20 protein-coding genes are annotated in these 17,508 nt (G+C 69.8%); 18 read left to right on the top strand and 2 right to left on the bottom strand.

Annotated features, from left to right (window positions below; all coding sequences use genetic code 11):
* The first annotated feature begins 234 nt into the window (after positions 1 to 234).
* The 8 genes from rpsD to ACO0LU_RS09180 all read left to right on the top strand — a co-directional run bounded on the left by rpsD (position 235) and on the right by ACO0LU_RS09180 (position 7,620).
* Positions 235 to 861 carry a 30S ribosomal protein S4 gene (gene rpsD, locus ACO0LU_RS09215; RefSeq protein ID WP_424791070.1) on the top strand — a complete coding sequence of 209 codons (627 nt, stop codon included), beginning with the start codon at positions 235 to 237 and terminating at the stop codon, positions 859 to 861.
* Positions 862 to 985: 124 nt separating this feature from the next.
* Positions 986 to 1,339, top strand: coding sequence for a DUF948 domain-containing protein (locus ACO0LU_RS09210; RefSeq protein WP_424785987.1), 354 nt, complete (start codon positions 986 to 988; stop codon positions 1,337 to 1,339).
* Positions 1,336 to 1,656 carry a hypothetical protein gene (locus ACO0LU_RS09205; RefSeq protein WP_424791069.1) on the top strand — a complete coding sequence of 107 codons (321 nt, stop codon included), beginning with the start codon at positions 1,336 to 1,338 and terminating at the stop codon, positions 1,654 to 1,656. The genes ACO0LU_RS09210 and ACO0LU_RS09205 overlap by 4 nt, the downstream gene beginning before the upstream one ends.
* A 52-nt stretch (positions 1,657 to 1,708) precedes the next feature.
* Positions 1,709 to 4,423, top strand: coding sequence for an alanine--tRNA ligase (gene alaS / locus ACO0LU_RS09200; RefSeq protein ID WP_424791068.1), 2,715 nt, complete (start codon positions 1,709 to 1,711; stop codon positions 4,421 to 4,423).
* Entirely contained in the window at positions 4,416 to 4,937 is a 522-nt protein-coding gene (ruvX, locus tag ACO0LU_RS09195) for a Holliday junction resolvase RuvX (protein WP_424791067.1), read from the top strand. The genes alaS and ruvX overlap by 8 nt, the downstream gene beginning before the upstream one ends.
* The gene (gene mltG / locus ACO0LU_RS09190) at positions 4,934 to 6,118 is read left to right on the top strand and encodes an endolytic transglycosylase MltG (RefSeq protein WP_424791066.1); all 1,185 of its coding nucleotides are present in this window, start codon (positions 4,934 to 4,936) and stop codon (positions 6,116 to 6,118) included. The genes ruvX and mltG overlap by 4 nt, the downstream gene beginning before the upstream one ends.
* Before the next feature lie 3 nt (positions 6,119 to 6,121).
* Complete coding sequence (locus tag ACO0LU_RS09185; RefSeq protein WP_424791065.1) at positions 6,122 to 6,976, top strand: shikimate dehydrogenase; 855 nt, start codon at positions 6,122 to 6,124, stop codon at positions 6,974 to 6,976.
* Positions 6,976 to 7,620, top strand: coding sequence for a prepilin peptidase (locus ACO0LU_RS09180; RefSeq protein ID WP_424791064.1), 645 nt, complete (start codon positions 6,976 to 6,978; stop codon positions 7,618 to 7,620). Before ACO0LU_RS09185 ends, ACO0LU_RS09180 begins: the two co-directional genes overlap by 1 nt.
* Positions 7,621 to 7,715: 95 nt before the next feature.
* Here the strand turns inward: ACO0LU_RS09180 and ACO0LU_RS09175 are convergent, their stop codons facing one another.
* Together ACO0LU_RS09175 and ACO0LU_RS09170 are read right to left on the bottom strand one after the other, a co-directional pair.
* A complete protein-coding gene (locus ACO0LU_RS09175) occupies positions 7,716 to 8,402 on the bottom strand; it encodes an exonuclease domain-containing protein (RefSeq protein ID WP_424791063.1) in 687 nt (228 codons plus the stop codon).
* 3 nt (positions 8,403 to 8,405) lie between these two features.
* Positions 8,406 to 10,268, bottom strand: a complete 1,863-nt coding sequence (locus tag ACO0LU_RS09170) for a DUF294 nucleotidyltransferase-like domain-containing protein (RefSeq protein ID WP_424791062.1) — start codon at positions 10,266 to 10,268, stop codon at positions 8,406 to 8,408.
* Positions 10,269 to 10,393: 125 nt separating this feature from the next.
* Here ACO0LU_RS09170 and aroC point away from each other — a divergent pair, with 125 nt between their 5' ends.
* From aroC to ACO0LU_RS09120, 10 genes are all read left to right on the top strand, one after another.
* The gene (gene aroC / locus ACO0LU_RS09165) at positions 10,394 to 11,608 is read left to right on the top strand and encodes a chorismate synthase (protein WP_424791061.1); all 1,215 of its coding nucleotides are present in this window, start codon (positions 10,394 to 10,396) and stop codon (positions 11,606 to 11,608) included.
* A complete protein-coding gene (locus ACO0LU_RS09160) occupies positions 11,605 to 12,108 on the top strand; it encodes a shikimate kinase (RefSeq protein ID WP_424791060.1) in 504 nt (167 codons plus the stop codon). Before aroC ends, ACO0LU_RS09160 begins: the two co-directional genes overlap by 4 nt.
* A complete protein-coding gene (aroB, locus tag ACO0LU_RS09155) occupies positions 12,105 to 13,193 on the top strand; it encodes a 3-dehydroquinate synthase (RefSeq protein WP_424791059.1) in 1,089 nt (362 codons plus the stop codon). Before ACO0LU_RS09160 ends, aroB begins: the two co-directional genes overlap by 4 nt.
* Before the next feature lie 9 nt (positions 13,194 to 13,202).
* Positions 13,203 to 13,673 (top strand): type II 3-dehydroquinate dehydratase, encoded by a 471-nt coding sequence (locus ACO0LU_RS09150; protein WP_424791058.1) that lies wholly within the window; start codon positions 13,203 to 13,205, stop codon positions 13,671 to 13,673.
* Between the two features lie 9 nt (positions 13,674 to 13,682).
* Positions 13,683 to 14,312 carry a hypothetical protein gene (locus ACO0LU_RS09145; protein ID WP_424791057.1) on the top strand — a complete coding sequence of 210 codons (630 nt, stop codon included), beginning with the start codon at positions 13,683 to 13,685 and terminating at the stop codon, positions 14,310 to 14,312.
* Positions 14,309 to 14,770, top strand: coding sequence for a hypothetical protein (locus ACO0LU_RS09140; RefSeq protein ID WP_424791056.1), 462 nt, complete (start codon positions 14,309 to 14,311; stop codon positions 14,768 to 14,770). Before ACO0LU_RS09145 ends, ACO0LU_RS09140 begins: the two co-directional genes overlap by 4 nt.
* Positions 14,771 to 14,804: 34 nt before the next feature.
* The gene (gene efp, locus ACO0LU_RS09135) at positions 14,805 to 15,368 is read left to right on the top strand and encodes an elongation factor P (protein WP_424791055.1); all 564 of its coding nucleotides are present in this window, start codon (positions 14,805 to 14,807) and stop codon (positions 15,366 to 15,368) included.
* Position 15,369: 1 nt separating this feature from the next.
* Complete coding sequence (gene nusB / locus ACO0LU_RS09130; RefSeq protein WP_424791054.1) at positions 15,370 to 15,843, top strand: transcription antitermination factor NusB; 474 nt, start codon at positions 15,370 to 15,372, stop codon at positions 15,841 to 15,843.
* Positions 15,844 to 15,961: 118 nt separating this feature from the next.
* The gene (gene pyrR / locus ACO0LU_RS09125) at positions 15,962 to 16,522 is read left to right on the top strand and encodes a bifunctional pyr operon transcriptional regulator/uracil phosphoribosyltransferase PyrR (protein WP_424791053.1); all 561 of its coding nucleotides are present in this window, start codon (positions 15,962 to 15,964) and stop codon (positions 16,520 to 16,522) included.
* Positions 16,519 to 17,508 carry an aspartate carbamoyltransferase catalytic subunit gene (locus ACO0LU_RS09120; RefSeq protein ID WP_424791052.1) on the top strand — a complete coding sequence of 330 codons (990 nt, stop codon included), beginning with the start codon at positions 16,519 to 16,521 and terminating at the stop codon, positions 17,506 to 17,508. The genes pyrR and ACO0LU_RS09120 overlap by 4 nt, the downstream gene beginning before the upstream one ends.

The following is a 17,508-nucleotide window of genomic DNA, read 5'->3' as shown; positions in this document are numbered from 1 at the left end:
GGCCGGCCCGGGTGAGCACCACCACGTCCGAGGCTGATCGAACGGCGTGCCACGGTGCGCTAAACTAGGGAAGTTGCCCAGTCCGGGCACACCTGGGGTCCTAGCCAGCAGCGGCGAGAATCGACCGGCCGAGACAGCCGGTGTCCCTCCGCTCAGAGTCGGCCCCACACCCGCGCCGCCAGCGGATCCGCGGGTGTGACGTTACGAGAACACGACAGGAAGAACACAACACACATGGCCAGCAAGAACCAAACCCGCCGTCAGGTCCGGCTCTCCCGGGCCCTGGGTATTCCCCTGACCCCCAAAGCGGTCAAGTACTTCGAGAAGCGACCCTACCCGCCGGGTGAGCACGGCCGCGCTCGTCGCCGGACCGAGTCCGACTACGCCGTGCGACTGAAGGAGAAGCAGCGTCTGCGGGCCCAGTACGGTCTGCGTGAGGCTCAGATGCGCCGCGCCTTCGAGGAGGCGCGCCGCGAGCAGGCCCTGACTGGTGAGTCCCTGGTGGAGTTGCTGGAGATGCGTCTGGACGCCCTGGTGCTGCGCGCCGGGTTCGGCCGCACCATGGCCCAGGCCCGTCAGGCTGTGGTGCACCGCCACATCCTGGTGAACGGCAGGGTGGTGGACCGTCCCTCCTACCGGGTCAAGCCCGGTCAGGTGGTGCAGGTCAAGCCCCGCAGCCAGACCATGGTGCCGTTCCAGGTCGCCGCAGCCGGCGCCCACCGGGACGTGCTGCCCGAGGTTCCAGCCTACCTGGACGTGCAGTTGGAGAAGCTCAGCTTCGAACTGGTGCGCCGACCCAAGCGGGCCGAGGTCCCGGTCACCGCTGACGTGCAACTGGTGGTGGAGCACTACTCCCGCTGATCCCGGGGGCACCCGATCTGTCCGGCGCCCTGGTTCATGGCCCTTGCCGTGTACCGGGGCGCCGGTGTCTATAACCCGGGTAGTGTCTGACCAGTTGCCGCCGATCGTGAGAATTGGAGGATTCATGTCCGTAGGAGACATCGCCGGCCTGATCGCTGCCGTGGCGTTCGTGGCATTGGTGGGGTTTCTGGCCGTGCCGATCCTCAAACTCGGGCGGGTGCTGGACGAGGCCCGCCTCTCGGTCCGGAACATCACCACCCAGACCCTGCCGGTCATCGATGAGACCGCCGAGACGATCCGCTCCACCAACAGTCAGTTGAGCAAGGTGGACACCGTCACGACCGCGGCCGCGGAGGTGAGCACGAACGTCTCGGCCCTGACCTCCCTGGTGGCCGCCACGATCGGCGCTCCCTTGGTCAAGGTGGCCGCGTTCTCCCTGGCGGTCCGGTCCATGTTCGGCCGGAAGGGCACGCCGTGAAGCGCCTCTTCTGGATCGGCGTGGGAGTCGCGGCCTCGGTGGTGGTGCTGCGCAAGGTCCAGCAGGTGAACAGCCAGATCGGCGAGGTCGCCCACGCCGTCAGTCCCGCCGGCATCGCCGACTCGGTGAGTTCAATGGCGCGCAACCTCAAGGAGGCCGTCACCACCCTGCGTGAGTCGATGGCCGAGAACGAGGCGGCCCTGTCTGCGGCCCTGCTGCCCAGCGAAGCAGAACAGGAGCGCGCCCGGGCTCACCGTCGCTCCGCCCGGGCCGAGGAGCCCCGCGGCTGGGACGACGACGAGGACGCCTTCTTCTGACGCCGGGCCATCCCCCTGACGATCGACAAACCAGAGCACCCATCGAGGACGTATGCGTACCGCCGAGATCCGCAACCGCTGGCTGGAGTTCTTCCGGCAGCGTGACCACGCGATCGTGCCGAGCACGTCGCTGGTCTCGCCCGACCCGTCGATCCTGTTCACGATCGCCGGGATGGTGCCGTTCATTCCCTACATCCTGGGCACCCAGAAGGCACCCTGGCCGCGCGTGGCCAGCGTTCAGAAGTGCCTGCGCACCAATGATATCGAGAACGTGGGCCGGACCACCCGGCACGGCACGTTCTTCCAGATGCCTGGCAACTTCTCCTTCGGTGACTACCACAAGGAAGGGGCAATCAACCTTGCCTGGGAACTGCTGACCGGCTCGGTCGAGTCCGGTGGCTACGGGTTCGATGCGGACCGTCTCTGGGTGACGTTGTGGGACCAGGACGCCGAGTCCTTGGACGTGCTCACGAAGGGTCTGGGCCTGGACCCGCGCCGCATCGTGCGGCTGCCCCAGCAGGAGAGTTTCTGGGACACCGGGCAGGACGGCGGGCCGGCCGGTCCGACCGCGGAGTGGCACTACGACCGCGGCCCCGAGTACGGGCCCGAGGCGGCCGGCGGTGCCCAGGCGGTCTGGCCCGGCAGCACCGAGGGCGAGGACCGCTACATCGAGGTGTGGAACCTGGTCTTCGATGAATTCATCCGGGGGGAGGGGACCGGCAAGGACTACCCGCTGGTCGGGACGTTGGAGCAGAAGTCCATCGATACCGGCGCCGGCCTGGAACGGATCGCCTACCTGCTCCAGGGCAAACAGAACATGTATGAGATCGACGAGGTCTTCCCGGTCATCTCCCGGATGGAGGAGATCTCCGGCAAGCGCTATGGCGCCGACCCCGAGAGTGACGTGCGGCTGCGGGTGATCGCCGACCACGTGCGTTCGGCCCTGATGGTCATCGGTGACGGCGTCCGTCCGGGCAACGAGGGCCGTGGGTACGTACTGCGGCGCCTGGTGCGCCGCGCCGTGCGGGCCGCACGGCTGCTCGGTGTGGACACGGCCGCGCTGCCCGAACTGCTCCCGGTCTCGCGTGACGCGATGAGCCCGTCCTACCCCGAACTGGCGCAGGACTTCGACCGGATCAGTCAGGTCGCCTACGCCGAGGAGGAGGCCTTCCTGCGCACACTGACTACCGGGACCACCATCCTGGACACCGCGGTGTCGCGCGCACGGTCGGAATCCGGCTCGGGAACCCCGGAACTGTCGGGCGACCAGGCGTTCGCACTGCACGACACCTACGGTTTCCCGATCGACCTGACCTTGGAGATGGCCGCCGAGCAGGGTGTCCGCGTGGACGAGGCCGGGTTTGCCGACCTGATGGCACAGCAGCGCCAACGCGCCCGTGCCGATGCCTTGGCGAAGAAGACCGGCCAGGTCGAGGTCGCCACCTATGCCGATCTGGCTCGCCGGCTCGATGCACCGGTGCAGTTCCTCGGGTACACCGACGCCGTGGCCGAGGCCCGTGTGATCGGGCTGCTGGTGGACGGCGAACCGGTGCGTTCGGCCCAGGCGCCGGCCGATGTGGAGGTGGTGCTGGACCGTACCCCCTTCTACGCCGAGGCCGGCGGTCAGCTCGCCGATCAGGGCACCATCAACTTCTCCGGCGGTGGGATCGTCGACGTCGCCGACGTGCAGAGCCCGGTCACCGGGCTGTCGGTGCACCGTGGCCGGTTGCTGGAGGGCACCCTGGCGCTGGACGAGACCGGCGTGGCCGCGATCGACACCGAGCGCCGCCGCCAGATCGCCCAGGCCCACACCGCCACCCACATGGTGCACAAGGCGCTGCACGAGTTCCTGGGCACCCAGGCCACCCAGGCCGGATCCGAGAACGCCCCATCCCGGATGCGGTTCGACTTCCGGCACGGCTCGGCAGTACCCGCCTCGGTGGTCTCCGAGATCGAGGAGCGGGTCAACCTGCGCCTGATCGAGGACCTGGACGTCACCGACGAGGTGATGAGCCAGGACGAGGCCCGCGAGCAGGGTGCCATCGCGCTGTTCGGAGAGAAGTACGGCGACCGGGTCCGGGTGGTCTCCATCGACGGGGACTGGTCCAAGGAACTGTGCGGAGGCACCCACGTGCGCCGCTCCGGCGAGGTCGGGCAGGTGACCCTGCTCGGGGAGTCCTCGATCGGCTCCGGGATCCGTCGCGTCGATGCCCTAGTGGGTTACGGCGCCTACGCCCAGGGAGCCAAGGAGCGCGTGCTGCTGGGCCAGCTCACGCAACTGGTCGGGTCACGGCCGGAGGAGCTTCCCGAGCGGATCTCGGGCCTGCTGGGCAAGTTGAAGGAGAGCGAACGGGAACTGGACAGGATGCGTTCGGCCCAGTTGCTGGCCGGGGCGGCGGAACTGGCCGGACGCGCCCGGGAGGTCGGTTCCGTGCAGGTGGTCGCCGCCGACACCGGACAGATCTCCGGTACCGACGCACTGCGCACACTGGTCCTCGACGTGCGCGAGCGGCTGGGCGCCGACACCCCGGCGGTCGTGGCGCTGGCCGGGGTCAGCAACGACCGTCCGGTCATCGTGGTGGCCACCACGGGGCCGGCCCGTGCCGCGGGCATCAAGGCCGGCGCACTGGTTCGTACCGCCGCCCGGGTTCTCGGCGGCGGTGGCGGCGGTAAGGACGAGATCGCCCAGGGTGGCGGCACCGACCCGGGGGCGGTAGGCGCCGCACTGTCCGCACTGATCAGCGACCTGGGCGGTGATGATGCCTGAGACGCCAGACCATCCGGCCCCGGTGCGCACCGGCGTGCGTCTCGGCGTGGACGCCGGCAAGGTCCGGGTGGGCCTGGCGTTGTCCGACCCCGAGGGTCTGCTGGCCACGCCCGACCGAACCCTGGTACGGGCCCGGGACGACGACGGCGTGGCCGCGATCGCGCAGCAGGTCGCCGAGGCCGGGGTGATCGAGGTCGTGGTCGGCCTGCCCCTGCACATGTCGGGTCAGGAGGGCGCTGCGGCCCGGGATGCCCGGACGTACGCCGCACGGGTTGCAGCCGCGATCGCGCCCGTACCGGTGCGCCTGGTCGACGAGCGGTTGAGCAGCGTCACCGCGCACGCCCAGCTTCACAGCGCCGGACGGCGTCAGAAGCAACACCGCGAGGTGGTGGACCAGGTTGCGGCCGCGGTGATCCTGCAGAGTGCCCTGGACGCCATGCGTGGCGGTCACCAGGTCGGTGAAGTCGTTAAGGTGTGTGAGGATCCACCGGTCGATGAGGAGGCGCGGACGTGACCGACTTGTTCGATGAACAATTCGGCACCGAGGAGACCCCCGCTGCCGCGACATCCACCGGGCAGCGCCGGGCCAGTCGGGAGCGTGCCGCGAAGCGCCGGGCCCAGCGTCGGCGCAACGCGATTACCTTCGTGGTCATGGTCGCATCGATCGCGCTGCTGTTGGGCGGCGCGTTCGTGCTGATCCGCCCCCTGTTCCAGGGGTCTCCGGAGGAGCCGGAAGTGACCGACTTCCCCGGTCCGGGATCCGGCGAGGTCGAGGTCGTGGTGAACACCGGCGACACTGGCACCGACATCGGGCGCACACTCGTGGAGGCCAACGTGGTGGCCACCGTCGGCGCCTTCACCGAGGCGTACAACAACAACCCCCAGGCCGTCCAGATTCAGGCCGGCACCTACACCCTGCGCGAGGAGATGGCCGCGGTCGATGCGGTGCAGGCACTGCTGGACCCCGGCAGTCGCGCGGACCTGACCGTGACCATCCCGGAGGGCTGGCGGGCAACCCAGATCTACGAACGTGTCGCCGCCCGGCTGGAGGTGCCACTGGAGGATGTAGAGGCCGCCGCCGAGGAGTTCGCAGCCTCCGAACTCCCGGATGCGGCCGAGGGTGAGATCGAGGGTTGGCTGTTCGCGTCCACCTACACCGTGGAGACCGACACCGAGCCGGCGGAACTGCTGCAGCAGATGGTTGACCTGACGGTGCGCCAGCTGGAGGAGCGGGAGGTCCCCGAGGACGAGTGGCAGGACACCCTGATCATTGCCTCCATCCTGGAACTGGAGGTGAACAACCCCGAGCACTGGGGCCAAGTGGCCCGCGTGGTCGAGAACCGCCTGGCCGGCTGCTCCGGTGACGGCACCCTGGGGATGGACACCACCTACGCCTACGGTCTGAACAAGCCGGCCTGGGAGATCACCCGCAGTGAGTGGCAGGAGGACCACCCCTACAACACCCGTCGCGTGGCGGGCCTGCCCCCCACCCCGATCGGTGCACCGGGCGAACCGGCTATCGAGGCTGTGCTGAACCCGCCGGAGGGTGAGTGGTGCTACTTCGTCACCGTCAACCCCAACACCGGCGAGACCCGGTTCACCGATGACATCGACGAGCACCGGCAGAACCAGGAGTTGTACCGGGAGTGGCTCGCCCAGCAGGACGGGGACGAGGACGAGGACGGCGAGGACTGAGCAATGCCCGACCCGCGCCGCGCAGCGGTGCTCGGCCATCCGGTGGCGCACTCGCTGTCACCGGTGCTGCACCGGGCCGCCTATGCCGAGTTGGGCCTGACCCACTGGACGTATGAGCGGCACGACGTGACCGAGGATCGGTTCACCGCTTTCCTCACCGGGCTCGATCCCAGCTGGGCCGGGCTGTCGGTGACGATGCCCCTGAAGCAGGTGGCGCTGCGCTCGGTGGATCACATCGAGCCGCTCGCCGAGGTGGTCGGGGCGGTCAACACCGTGCTGTTCCCCGGTGGCGGGGTCCGGGTAGGAACGAACACTGACGTATACGGCATCGTGACCGCACTGATGGAGGTGGCGCCCACACAGTGGCAGCCGCGTACCGGGGTGATCCTGGGTGGGGGAGCCACTGCCAGTGCAGCGTTGGCGGCGCTGGGCCAACTGGGAGTCACCTCCCCAGCGGTGGTGGTGCGCTCACCCGGGCGCGCGGGCGCCGTGGTGCGGGCCGCGGCTCGGATGGGGGTGTCGCCGTCGTTGCTCACCTGGGGCACACCCAGGGCCGACGAGGCCCTGCTGCGCGCCGACGCGGTGGTCAGTACCGCACCCCGAGGCGCCGCGGACCCCCTGGTCCCGTTGATCCTCGAGGCCGACGTGCATCCCGCGCAGGTGCTCCTGGACGTGGTGTACGACGGCTGGCCGACCGCGATGGGCCGCGCCTGGGCCGCGCGGGGCGCGCCCGTGGCCGGCGGGCACCTGATGCTGCTGCACCAGGGGGTGGAACAGGTGCGCCTGATGACCGGACGCAGCGCACCGACCGAGGTGATGCGCGTTGCGTTGGAGCGGGCACTGGCGGAGCGGTCCTGATGGGGCCCGTGGTGGTCGTCGGGGTGGCTGGGCTGTTCGGCCTGACCGCGATGGCGCTCACCCCCTGGCTGGTCTCCCTGGCCCGGACCGAATCGGTCTGGTTGCGCAGCGGGCTGCACCCGCTGTTGGCAACGCTGGGTGGTGCCGGGGCGGCCTCCTGGGCTGATAGCGTGTTGGAACTTCTCGTGCTAGGGACAGTCGCACTGGCCTGTTCCCTGCTGGTGGTGGTGGACCTGGCCGCGCACCGGCTGCCCGACATCCTCCTCACTCCGCCCTACCCGATCGCGCTGGGCTGTTTCGCGGTGCTGGGTGTCGTAGAGGGGGACTACTCCGACCTGTGGCGTTCCGTTCTCGCCGGTGCGGCACTGGCCGCCGGCTACCTGGTGCTCGCGCTGATCTCTCCTTCCGGGATGGGGATGGGGGATGTGAAACTCGCCGGCCTGCTCGGCGTGGTGCTCGGGTGGTACGGCTGGGAGGAGGTACTCACCGGCACGATTGCTGCGTTCGTGCTCGGGGGGTTGTTCGCCGTGGTGTTGCTGGTCACGGCCCGGGCCGACCGGAAGACCCAGGTGGCGTTCGGACCATGGATGATCCTGGGGTCCGTGGCGGGCCTGGTCTGGGGCGGCGCGGTATTCGGCGGATGAGCAGACAACGACGACCACAGGTACGCGTGCGAGCCTCCAACGAGGTCCCCGGAGGGCCGGGGCCATGACGGCGCACCGGCCCGCGAGCCAAGGGCTCAGCGGAGCCTGAGCGTGCGCAGCGTCGGCCCGCCCGAGGTGCCCCAGTGGGAGAGTTGGGCCAGGAACAACTCGGCGCAGGCGATCGCGTCGGTCAAGGCGTCATGGGCGGCGTACCGGGGCAGCCCGTACCGCCCGCGCGCCGCCGCCAGGTTCAGGCCCGCGTTCTCCTGATCGCCCCGGTTCCACCCCAGGATCCGGCGCTGCAGCGCGAGCGTGTCGATCACAGGAGGCACGAACGGGGCGCCGTACAGCAGTTCGCATGCACGGGAGAGCAGGGTGGTCTCGATGGTGGCGTGGTGGGCCACCAGGACCCGCCCGCGGCATGCGTGCAGCATCTGTTCGACCGCCTCCGGCAGCGGCGCTCCGGCGGCCACCACATCGTCGGTGAGCCCGTGCACGGTCACGTTCGGCCCCACCTCCCGACCCGGGTTGACCACCACCCGGCGGCCGCGGCCGAGCAGGATGCGCCGTTCCTGCACCGGCACCCAACCGATGCTGAGGATGTCTGCGGAGTCCAGGTCCAGACTCGTGCACTCCAGATCCACGGCCAGCACGGCGAGGTCACCGGCGGGGGTGGAGTCCGCGGGCGCCGGCTCGCGGTAGTAGCGCGCCAGGGGACCGCGTGCATCCCGTGCGGCCCTGGCCCGGCGGCGATGCAGGGAGTCGGCGAACCAGGTGACCATGATCTAGGAGACCATCTCGGTGCGGTACAGGTAGGGGAGCGTGGCCTGGACGCGCCGCACCACGGCGAAGGCACCCTTGAGGTGGCGCCGTTCGAACGGGGACAACTGCGCGGGCAGCACCCGGGAGTTCAGCGACTGCCCGCGCGCATGCTGCTCGACCTGGTGCCTGGTGCGCAGGGCGGTGACGAACTCGTGGGCATCGACCAGATCCGCGGCGTGGTCCGCCGAGAGAACTCGGGTACCGGCCGCGGCCTGCAACCGGTCCACGGTGCTCAGCGCACGCCGTCCCAATGCCAGCGCGGACAGCCGGGCGATCTGGGTGATCGGCGCCAGTGCGCCGGCCTTGATGTCCAAGGTGGCACGCTGCTCGCCCGAGCGCTCCAGGACGAACTCGCGGAAGAATCCCAGTGGGGGCTTGGTCCGCTGGGCGGCATGGGCGAGGTGGGCCAGGAAGAGCCGGGATTGCGGGGCCCGTTCGAGCTCGACCTGTCGGATCGGCTCGAACAGGGAACGATCGCCGGACACCGGGCGCATGTCGAAGAAGATCTGGGCGTGCAACAGGGCCTGCGGCTCCGGATCCCCGATCCAGTGGATGAGGTAGTTGCGCCACTGGTCCACCGGAACCCGGAACCGGGGGTTGGTGGACATGATGTCGCCCGGGCACCTCGGGTACCCACTGGCTTCCAGGCCACCGACCACACGCTCGGCCAGTTCGGCGAAGTACCGGCTCTCGGCACGGTCCGGCCTGCGGGCCAGGACCAGGGCGTTGTCCTGGTCCGAGTGCAACCCGGTCTCCATCCGGCCCTGGGACCCCAGGACCACCCAGCAGTACCGCATCGGGGGCGGGCCCAGGTCGGATTCGGCCAGGTGTAGCAACCGGCGGGTGACACCGTCGGCCACCGCGGTGATCAGCCGCGACACATCACCCGGGGCGGCGTGCGTACTTGTGGCGGAACTGACCACCTGCGGTAGCCGCGAGACCACCGCCGCCAAGGCGCGCGTCGAGGTCTGCTTCGTGATCTCGGTCAGTAGCAGGGTGGGGTTGTCGCGGGCCAAGCGCATCAGGTCCCCGGCGGTGATGACGCCGAGGAGCCCGCCGTTGTGGATCACCGGGAGGTGATGGAAGCCGTGCAGGGTCAACTCGGCCAGCGCCTCCATCGCCAGCCGGTCGGAATGGATCGTGACCGGGCCGGGCGTCATCACCGTCGAGACCGGGGTGGAGACCGGCAGGCCACGGGCCACCACCCGCGAGCGCACGTCCCGGTCGGTGAAGATCCCGACCAGGTCCTGCTTCTCCGTGACCAGGAGCGCGGAGACCCCTTCTGCCTCCATCAAGTCGGTGGCCTCGGCAACCGTGGCCATCGGGGTGGTGGTGACCGGAGCGCGGTGCACGAGTTGACTGATCCGGGTACGCAGCAAGGCGCTGCCCGGGTCCTGCACGTGGACGGTGGGAACCGTATCGCGCAGCCGCCCCACCTGCTGGCGCATGAAGAACTGGGCGAACGCATCCGAGCGCGCCATCAACCGGCGGAAGTCCCGGGCGGGCAGCAGGTAGCACAGCGAGTCCTCCACCGCCACGATCCGGTAGAGCGACGGACCGGCCGTCAGCACCGAGGACAACCCGAACGAACTGCCCGGCTCGTCCCGATCGGCCAGGGCACCCAGGGAGTCCAGGATGTCCACGGCTCCGGAGCGCAGGATGTGCACGTAATCGTTCCCCGCTCCCAGTTCGACCACGACCGTTCCGCGCCGGAAGTAGGCCACCTCCAGGGACTGGGGCAGTTCGTCCAGCAGTTCGGGGGGGAGATCCTGGTACGGCTCGTGTGCGGCCAGGAAGTCCCGGATCTCGGCCAGTTCGGCGTCCATGCCCCGATCCAACCGCATCGGTCGCGCCGGGGCGATCCGCCGTGCCGTCGGGGAGTCGGTACCGGCCTGGTCCACAGCGCGGACGGCGGGTGCTCGGGCCGGACCTGGCGTGGGAGGATGGACGGATGCTCAGATGGTTGACCGCAGGTGAGTCCCACGGGCCGGCGCTCGTCGGGGTGATCGAGGGAATCCCGGCAGGGGTGGAACTGACTACCGCGCAGATCCAGGACCGCCTGGCCCGGCGCCGACTGGGGTACGGCCGGGGCGCGCGCATGTCGTTCGAGGCCGATGAGGTGCGACTGCTCGGTGGGGTGCGCCACGGCCGGACCCAGGGTGGACCGGTGGCGATCGAGATCGGTAACACCGAGTGGCCCAAGTGGGAGCACGTGATGGCTGCCGACCCCGTCGATCCGGCGCTGCTGCAGGTCGACGCCGGTACCGGTGACGCCCGCGAGGTGGCCCGCAACAGGCCGCTGACCAGGCCCCGGCCCGGCCACGCCGACCTGACCGGGATGATCAAGTACGGCTTCGACGAGGCCCGGCCGGTGCTCGAGCGGGCCTCAGCGCGTGAGACCGCCACCCGGGTTGCCCTCGCCACCGTGGCCGAAGCCCTGCTGCGGCAGAGCGCCGGGATCGAACTGGTCTCCCAGGTGGTAGCCGTGGGTGAGGTGGAACTGCCGGACGACGCCTCGCGCCCCACCCCGGCGGACGTGCCGGCGCTGGACGCCGACCCGATCCGGTGCTTCGACCCGGAGACCTCGGCGAGGATGGTGGCCGAGATCGACGCCGCGAAGAAGGACGGGGACACCCTCGGGGCAGTGGTGGAGGTACTGGCCTACGGACTGCCCCCGGGGCTGGGCTCCTACGCGCATGGGGACCGCAAACTCGACGCCCGCCTCGCGGGCGCGCTGATGGGCATCCAGGCGTTCAAGGGCGTGGAGATCGGTGACGGTTTCGCCACCGCGCGACGGCGTGGCTCCGCAGCCCACGACGAGATCGAGCGGGTCGGCGGCCGCGTGCGGCGGCGCACCAATAGGGCCGGCGGCATCGAGGGCGGGATGAGCAACGGGGAGGTGCTGCGGGTGCGTGGGGCGCTGAAGCCGATCTCCACCGTGCCTCGCCCGCTGGACACCATCGACACCACCAGCAGCGAGGCGGCCAAGGCCATCCACCAGCGCAGCGACGTCTGCGCCGCTGCGCCCGCGGCGGTGATCGCCGAGGCGATGGTGGCGCTGGTGCTGGCCGAGGCGCTGACGGAGAAGTTCGGCGGCGATTCCCTCCCCGAGATCCGCCGCAACCTCGAGCATTACCTGCAGACGATCCCGGAGCACCTGAGATGACCGCCGCGGTGCTGGTTGGCCCGCCGGGCGCGGGAAAGTCCACCATCGGACGCATGGTCGCCGAGGTGCTCGAGGTTCCGTTCGCCGACACCGACGCCATCGTGGAACAGACCTCCGGGCGGACCATCTCCGACATCTTCATCGTCGATGGCGAGGAGACCTTCCGGGAGATGGAACGCCGCGCGGTCCAGGAGGCGTTGGCCACCCACGAGGGCGTGCTGGCCCTGGGCGGTGGCGCGATCCTCGACGAACGCACCCGCGCCGATCTGGCTGCTCATACGGTCCTCTTCCTGTCCGTGGGCCTGGCCGATGCGGCCAAACGGGTCGGGCTGAACACCGCCCGGCCGCTCCTTGTGGGCAGCCCGCGCCGCCAGTGGCAGGAGTTGATGCAGGCCCGGCGCCCGCTCTACCTGGAGGTGGCCGACGCGGAGGTCTCCACCGCAGGGTTGAGCCCCACCCAGTCCCGCGATGCGATCCTGGCGGTGCTGGAGCACCGATGAACACCATCTGGGTCGATGCCGAGCACCGCTACCCGGTGCAGGTGGGAACCGGGTTGCGCACCGCGCTGCCTGGGCACCTGCCCGGCGCAGCCGCCCAGGTGCTGCTGGTGTACGCCCGGGCACTGGGCGGCGCCGCCGCCGACCTGGCCGACCAGGTGCGGGCCACCGGTCGCAGCGTGGTGCCGATGGAACTGCCGGACGGCGAGGCCGCCAAGGAACTACCGGTGATCGCCCGGGCGTGGGACCTGCTCGGTGAGCACGCGTTCACCCGCACCGACGTCGTCGTCGGCCTGGGTGGGGGCGCGGTCACCGATGCGGCCGGGTTCATCGCCGCGTCCTGGTTGCGTGGCGTGGGGGTGGTGCACCTGCCCAGCACGTTGCTGGGGATGGTGGACGCTGCGGTAGGAGGCAAGACCGGGATCAATACCGCGGCCGGGAAGAACCTGGTGGGCGCCTTTCACTCACCGCTGGCGGTGTTGTGCGACACCGACCTGCTGGGCACCCTGCCCGAGGCGGACCTGCGTGCCGGGATGGCCGAGGTGGTCAAGTGCGGATTCATCGCCGACCCGGCGATCCTGGAATTGATCGAGTCCGACCCCGCTGCGGCACTGGACCCGGCCGGCGCGGTCCTGACCGAGCTGGTCCACCGGGCGATCACGGTGAAGGCCCGGGTGGTCAGCGCCGATCTGCGCGAGGCCGACCAACGCGAGATCCTCAACTACGGGCACACCCTGGCCCACGCGATCGAGAACGCCGAGTCATACCGGTGGCGCCACGGCGATGCGGTCGCGGTGGGGATGGTCTTCGCGGCCGAACTGGCCTGGCGCACCGGCCATCTTGGTGCGGACGTGCTGGAGCGGCACCGTCGGGTCCTGAGGAGTCTCGGGCTTCCGATCCACTACGACGGGGCGCCCTGGACACGGCTGGCCGAGGCGATGCGCCGCGACAAGAAGGCCCGGGGCGGTGTGCTGCGGTTCGTGATCCTGGAGGGGACCGGTGCCCCGGTACGGCTGCAGGGTCCGGATGAGGAGGAACTCGTGGCCGCCTTCGAGTCGGTCAGCAGCTCCGGGGCTGTGGCGCCCTAGGATTCGAGGGTGGCTACCGTGCTGGTCCTGAACGGACCCAACCTGTCCCGGCTGGGCGCCCGGGAACCCGAGATCTACGGGCGCTGGGACGCCGAGCGCCTCCGTTCCGCCGTGACGGGGTGGGCCGCGGATCTGGGCCTGAGCGTGCAGTGGCACCAGAGCGATGACGAGGCCGAACTGGTGCGGTTGCTGCATACCGCAGCCGATGACGGCACCGACGTGGTCATCAACCCGGCCGCCTTCACGCACTACTCCTATGCGCTGCGCGACGCGGCCAAACAGGTCACCGACGCCGGCGGGCGGTTGATCGAGGTGCACCTGTCCAACCCGGCGAGCCGGGAGGTCTTCCGACACACCAGCGTCATCGCCGGTGTGGCCTCGGGCACCGTAGCCGGGTTCGGGGCGCACTCCTACCGGCTTGCCCTGCACGCCTTGAGTGATCAAGCACGAGGCGTTGATTCTACCGAATCAAGTCCCTAGGCTGTTGCCATGTTCGTCATCACGGCTGATCAGGACGCCTCCAGCAGGACCGGTGACAAGGTCGAGCAGATTCTGAGGCGGATGGCCCGGGCGATCCCGGCCCAGGAGGTGGTGCTGCCGTTCCAGCGGACGGTGGGCGATGAGATCCAGGCGGTGTTCGACTCCGCGCCGGTGGTACTGGCTTCCGCGCTGGAACTGACCCGGGCCCAGGATTGGGCGGTGGGCATCGGTATCGGGGCGGCGGACCTGGCCGAGGAGGCCCGATCCTCCTCCGGCGCGGCGTTCGTGTGCGCCCGCACCGCGGTTGAGCGGGCCAGCAGCAAGGCGGTCACCGTACCGCTTGCGGTGGTGGCCGACGGCGTCGAAGAGGGGGCCGCCGATGAGGTCGAGGCGCTTGTGCAACTTCTCGCAGCCGTGGTGCGCAGGCGCAGCGACGCCGGATGGGAGGTGGCCGACCTCCTGCGCGATGGCGCCGGGAGTCAGCGGGCGGTTGCGGCCGAACTGGGCATCACCCCGCAGGCGGTAGGGCAGCGGCTGCGGGTCGCGCTGTGGAGCGAGGAGCAGGCGGTGCACCCACTCGCCGCACGCCTGCTGGCCGGACTGGACCGGTCCGCCGACGCCCACGGGGAGGGGCGATGACGGTGCTGTTCACCGTACTGGTGGTGCTGGCGGCACTGGGCTTGTCGGCCGGGGTGGGTTACCCGGTGGCGGTCTGGGTGCTTCGACGAGCCGAACGCGTCGATCGGGCAGAACGCGTCGACGGGGATGCCGAGGTCCCTGCGGACGAGGGCCCTACTGACGCGGTCGGTGCTGCGCACCCCGGGGCCTGCCGTGCACCGATGATGCGCCCGGAAGAGGTGCTGCGCGGGGGCACCTGGATCGGCATCTTGGAGCGACTGGCGATCACCGGAGCCATTCTGGCCGGGTACCCGGCCGCGATCGCCGTGGTGGTCGCGGTCAAGGGGCTGGGCCGCTTCCCCGAACTCAACACCGCCACGGGGGTCTCCGAACGCTTCATCATCGGCACCCTCGCCTCGGGACTCTGGGCGGCCGCGGTGGGCCTGGGCGCACTGTGGGGCCTGGACGCGTTAGGCTGAGGCGCCCTTTCCCCTCCACGACGAAGGACCACGTGTGGCCACGACGAACGACCTGAAGAATGGCATGGTGCTCAAGATCGACGGACAGTTGTGGTCCGTGGTGGAGTTCCAGCACGTCAAGCCCGGAAAGGGACCGGCCTTCGTGCGTACCAAGATCAAGGGCGTGCTCTCCGGCAAGACGGTCTCCAAGACCTTCAATGCCGGTGTGAAGGTGGAGACCGCCAACGTCGACAAGCGGGACATGCAGTACCTGTACGCCGACGGCGAGGACTACGTCTTCATGGACACCAGTGACTACGAGCAGTTCCCGGTATCGGGATCGATCGTGGGCGATGCCGCGAACTTCATGGTTGAGGGCCAGGAGGTCATCGTGGCGATGCACGACGGTACCCCGCTATACGTGGAACTCCCGCCGTCGGTGAACCTGACCATCACCTATACCGAGCCCGGCCTGCAGGGCGACCGTTCCTCCGCCGGGACCAAGCCGGCCACGCTGCAGACCGGATACGAGATCCAGGTACCGCTGTTCGTGGACGCCGACACCACGGTGAAGGTGGACACCCGGAGCGGGGAGTACCTCGGTCGCGTGAGCGGCTGAGGTGAGCGCCCGCAGCAAGGCCCGCAAGCGGGCCCTCGACGTGCTCTACGAGGCCGATCAGCGCATCCGCAGTTCCGCCGGCGAGGGAGCCGGCGAGGGCGCACCCCCGGTTGGCGACGTGCGGGCAGTGATGATCCAGGTCCTGGCGGACCGAATCGCCCACCCGGGTACGCAGACCTCGCTGCCGGAGTACTCGGTGCAGATCGTCGAAGGCGTCGCTGAGCACGTGGACCGCATCGATGAGGCGCTGAGCACCTTCTCCCAGGGCTGGACCCTGTCCCGGATGCCGGCCGTGGACCGGGCCGTGCTGCGGCTGGCGAGCTGGGAGATCCTCTATCACGAGGAGGTTCCCGACGCGGTCGCGATCGATGAGGCGGTGCGGCTGGCCAAGTCGCTGTCCACCGATGAGTCACCGGCGTTCGTCAACGGGTTGCTCGGACGGATCGCGCAGATGGGTTCCAGCCTGCTGGATTGAGACGGGTCGAGGCCCGGACACTTCCCGGTGGGGTGATCGGGTCCGCCGAGGCGGTAGAGTGTCCCTCGGCACTGATCCTTTAAGCCCGTCCCGTGAGGCGGGGAAGGAGGCACGCCGGATGAACTCTGGCAGCCCAGGGACCGAGGTTCTCGGTCCCGGCGATATCTCCCGAGCACTGACCCGGATCGCACACGAGATCCTGGAACGCAACAAGGGCGCAACGGACGTGGTGCTGCTGGGCATCCCCACCAGAGGTGTCCCACTGGCGCAGCGACTGGGCCGCCGCATCGTCGAGGCCGAACCCGACCTCGGCCCGGTCGGGAACACCGAGCAGTTGGTCGGGGCGGTGGACATTACGATGCACCGCGACGATCTGCGCATCAACCCGACCCGCGCGCTGACCCCCACCCACCTGCCGGCACGGGGGATCGACGACGTCGTCGTCGTGCTGGTCGACGATGTGCTCTACTCCGGTCGGACCGTACGCGCGGCCCTGGACGCGATCTCGGACCTGGGCCGTCCGCGTGCGGTCCAACTGGCGGTCCTGGTGGACCGCGGCCACCGGGAGCTGCCCATCCGAGCCGACTACATCGGCAAGAACCTGCCGACCTCACGCGCAGAGCGGGTGAGCGTGCACCTGGAGGAGTTGGACGGGCGGGACGCGGTGGTACTGGCATGAGGCATCTGCTCTCCACCGCCGACCTGTCCCGGGCCGAGGCGATCGGGATCCTCGATACCGCCGAGACGATGGCCCAGACCCAGTCGCGCCAGATCAAGAAGTTGCCGGCGCTGCGTGGCCTGACCGTGGTGAACCTGTTCTTCGAGGACTCCACCCGGACCCGGATCTCCTTCGAGGCGGCTGCGAAACGGCTGTCCGCTGACGTGATCAACTTCTCAGCCAAGGGATCCTCGGTGTCCAAGGGCGAGTCGCTCAAGGACACCGCGATGACACTGCAGGCCATGGGTGCCGACGCGGTGGTGATCCGGCACGGTGCCTCCGGCGCTCCGCACCGGCTCGCGCGCGCGGGGTGGATCGACGCCCCGGTGCTCAACGCCGGCGACGGCGCGCACCAGCATCCCACTCAGGCCCTGCTCGACGCTTTCACGATGCGCCGGCGCCTGCTCGGCGGGCAGCCGCGCGGGGCGGACCTGGCCGGGCGACGGGTGGTGATCGTGGGGGATGTGCTGCACTCCCGGGTGGCGCGGTCCAACGTGGACCTGCTGCACACCCTGGGGGCGCAGGTGCTGCTCGTGGCGCCGCCCACGCTGCTCCCGGTGGGGGTGCGGGCCTGGCCCTGCCAGGTCACGTTCGACCTGGACGCCGCGATCGCGGACTTCGAACCCGATGCGATCATGACGCTGCGCGTGCAGCGGGAGCGGATGTCCAGCGCCGGGGGAGGCTTCTTCCCTTCTCCGATGGAGTACGCCCGGCGTTACGGCCTGGACGCCACCCGGGTGAACGCCCTGCCCGAGCACGCGATCATCATGCACCCCGGACCGATGAACAGGGGCCTGGAGATCAGCGCCGCGGCCGCGGACTCACCGCGATCGACGATCGTGGAACAGGTCACCGGCGGTGTCGCGGTGCGTATGGCAGTGCTCTACCTGCTGCTCGCCGGCGCCGATCCGTCCGTCCAAACCGAAGTCTCGCTAGAGGAGTCCTGA

This window comes from Pseudactinotalea sp. Z1748 (assembly GCF_049725185.1).
In the GTDB taxonomy this organism is placed as follows: Bacteria; Actinomycetota; Actinomycetes; order Actinomycetales; family Beutenbergiaceae; genus CALKWS01.
This window is presented reverse-complemented; position numbering and strand designations above follow the sequence as displayed.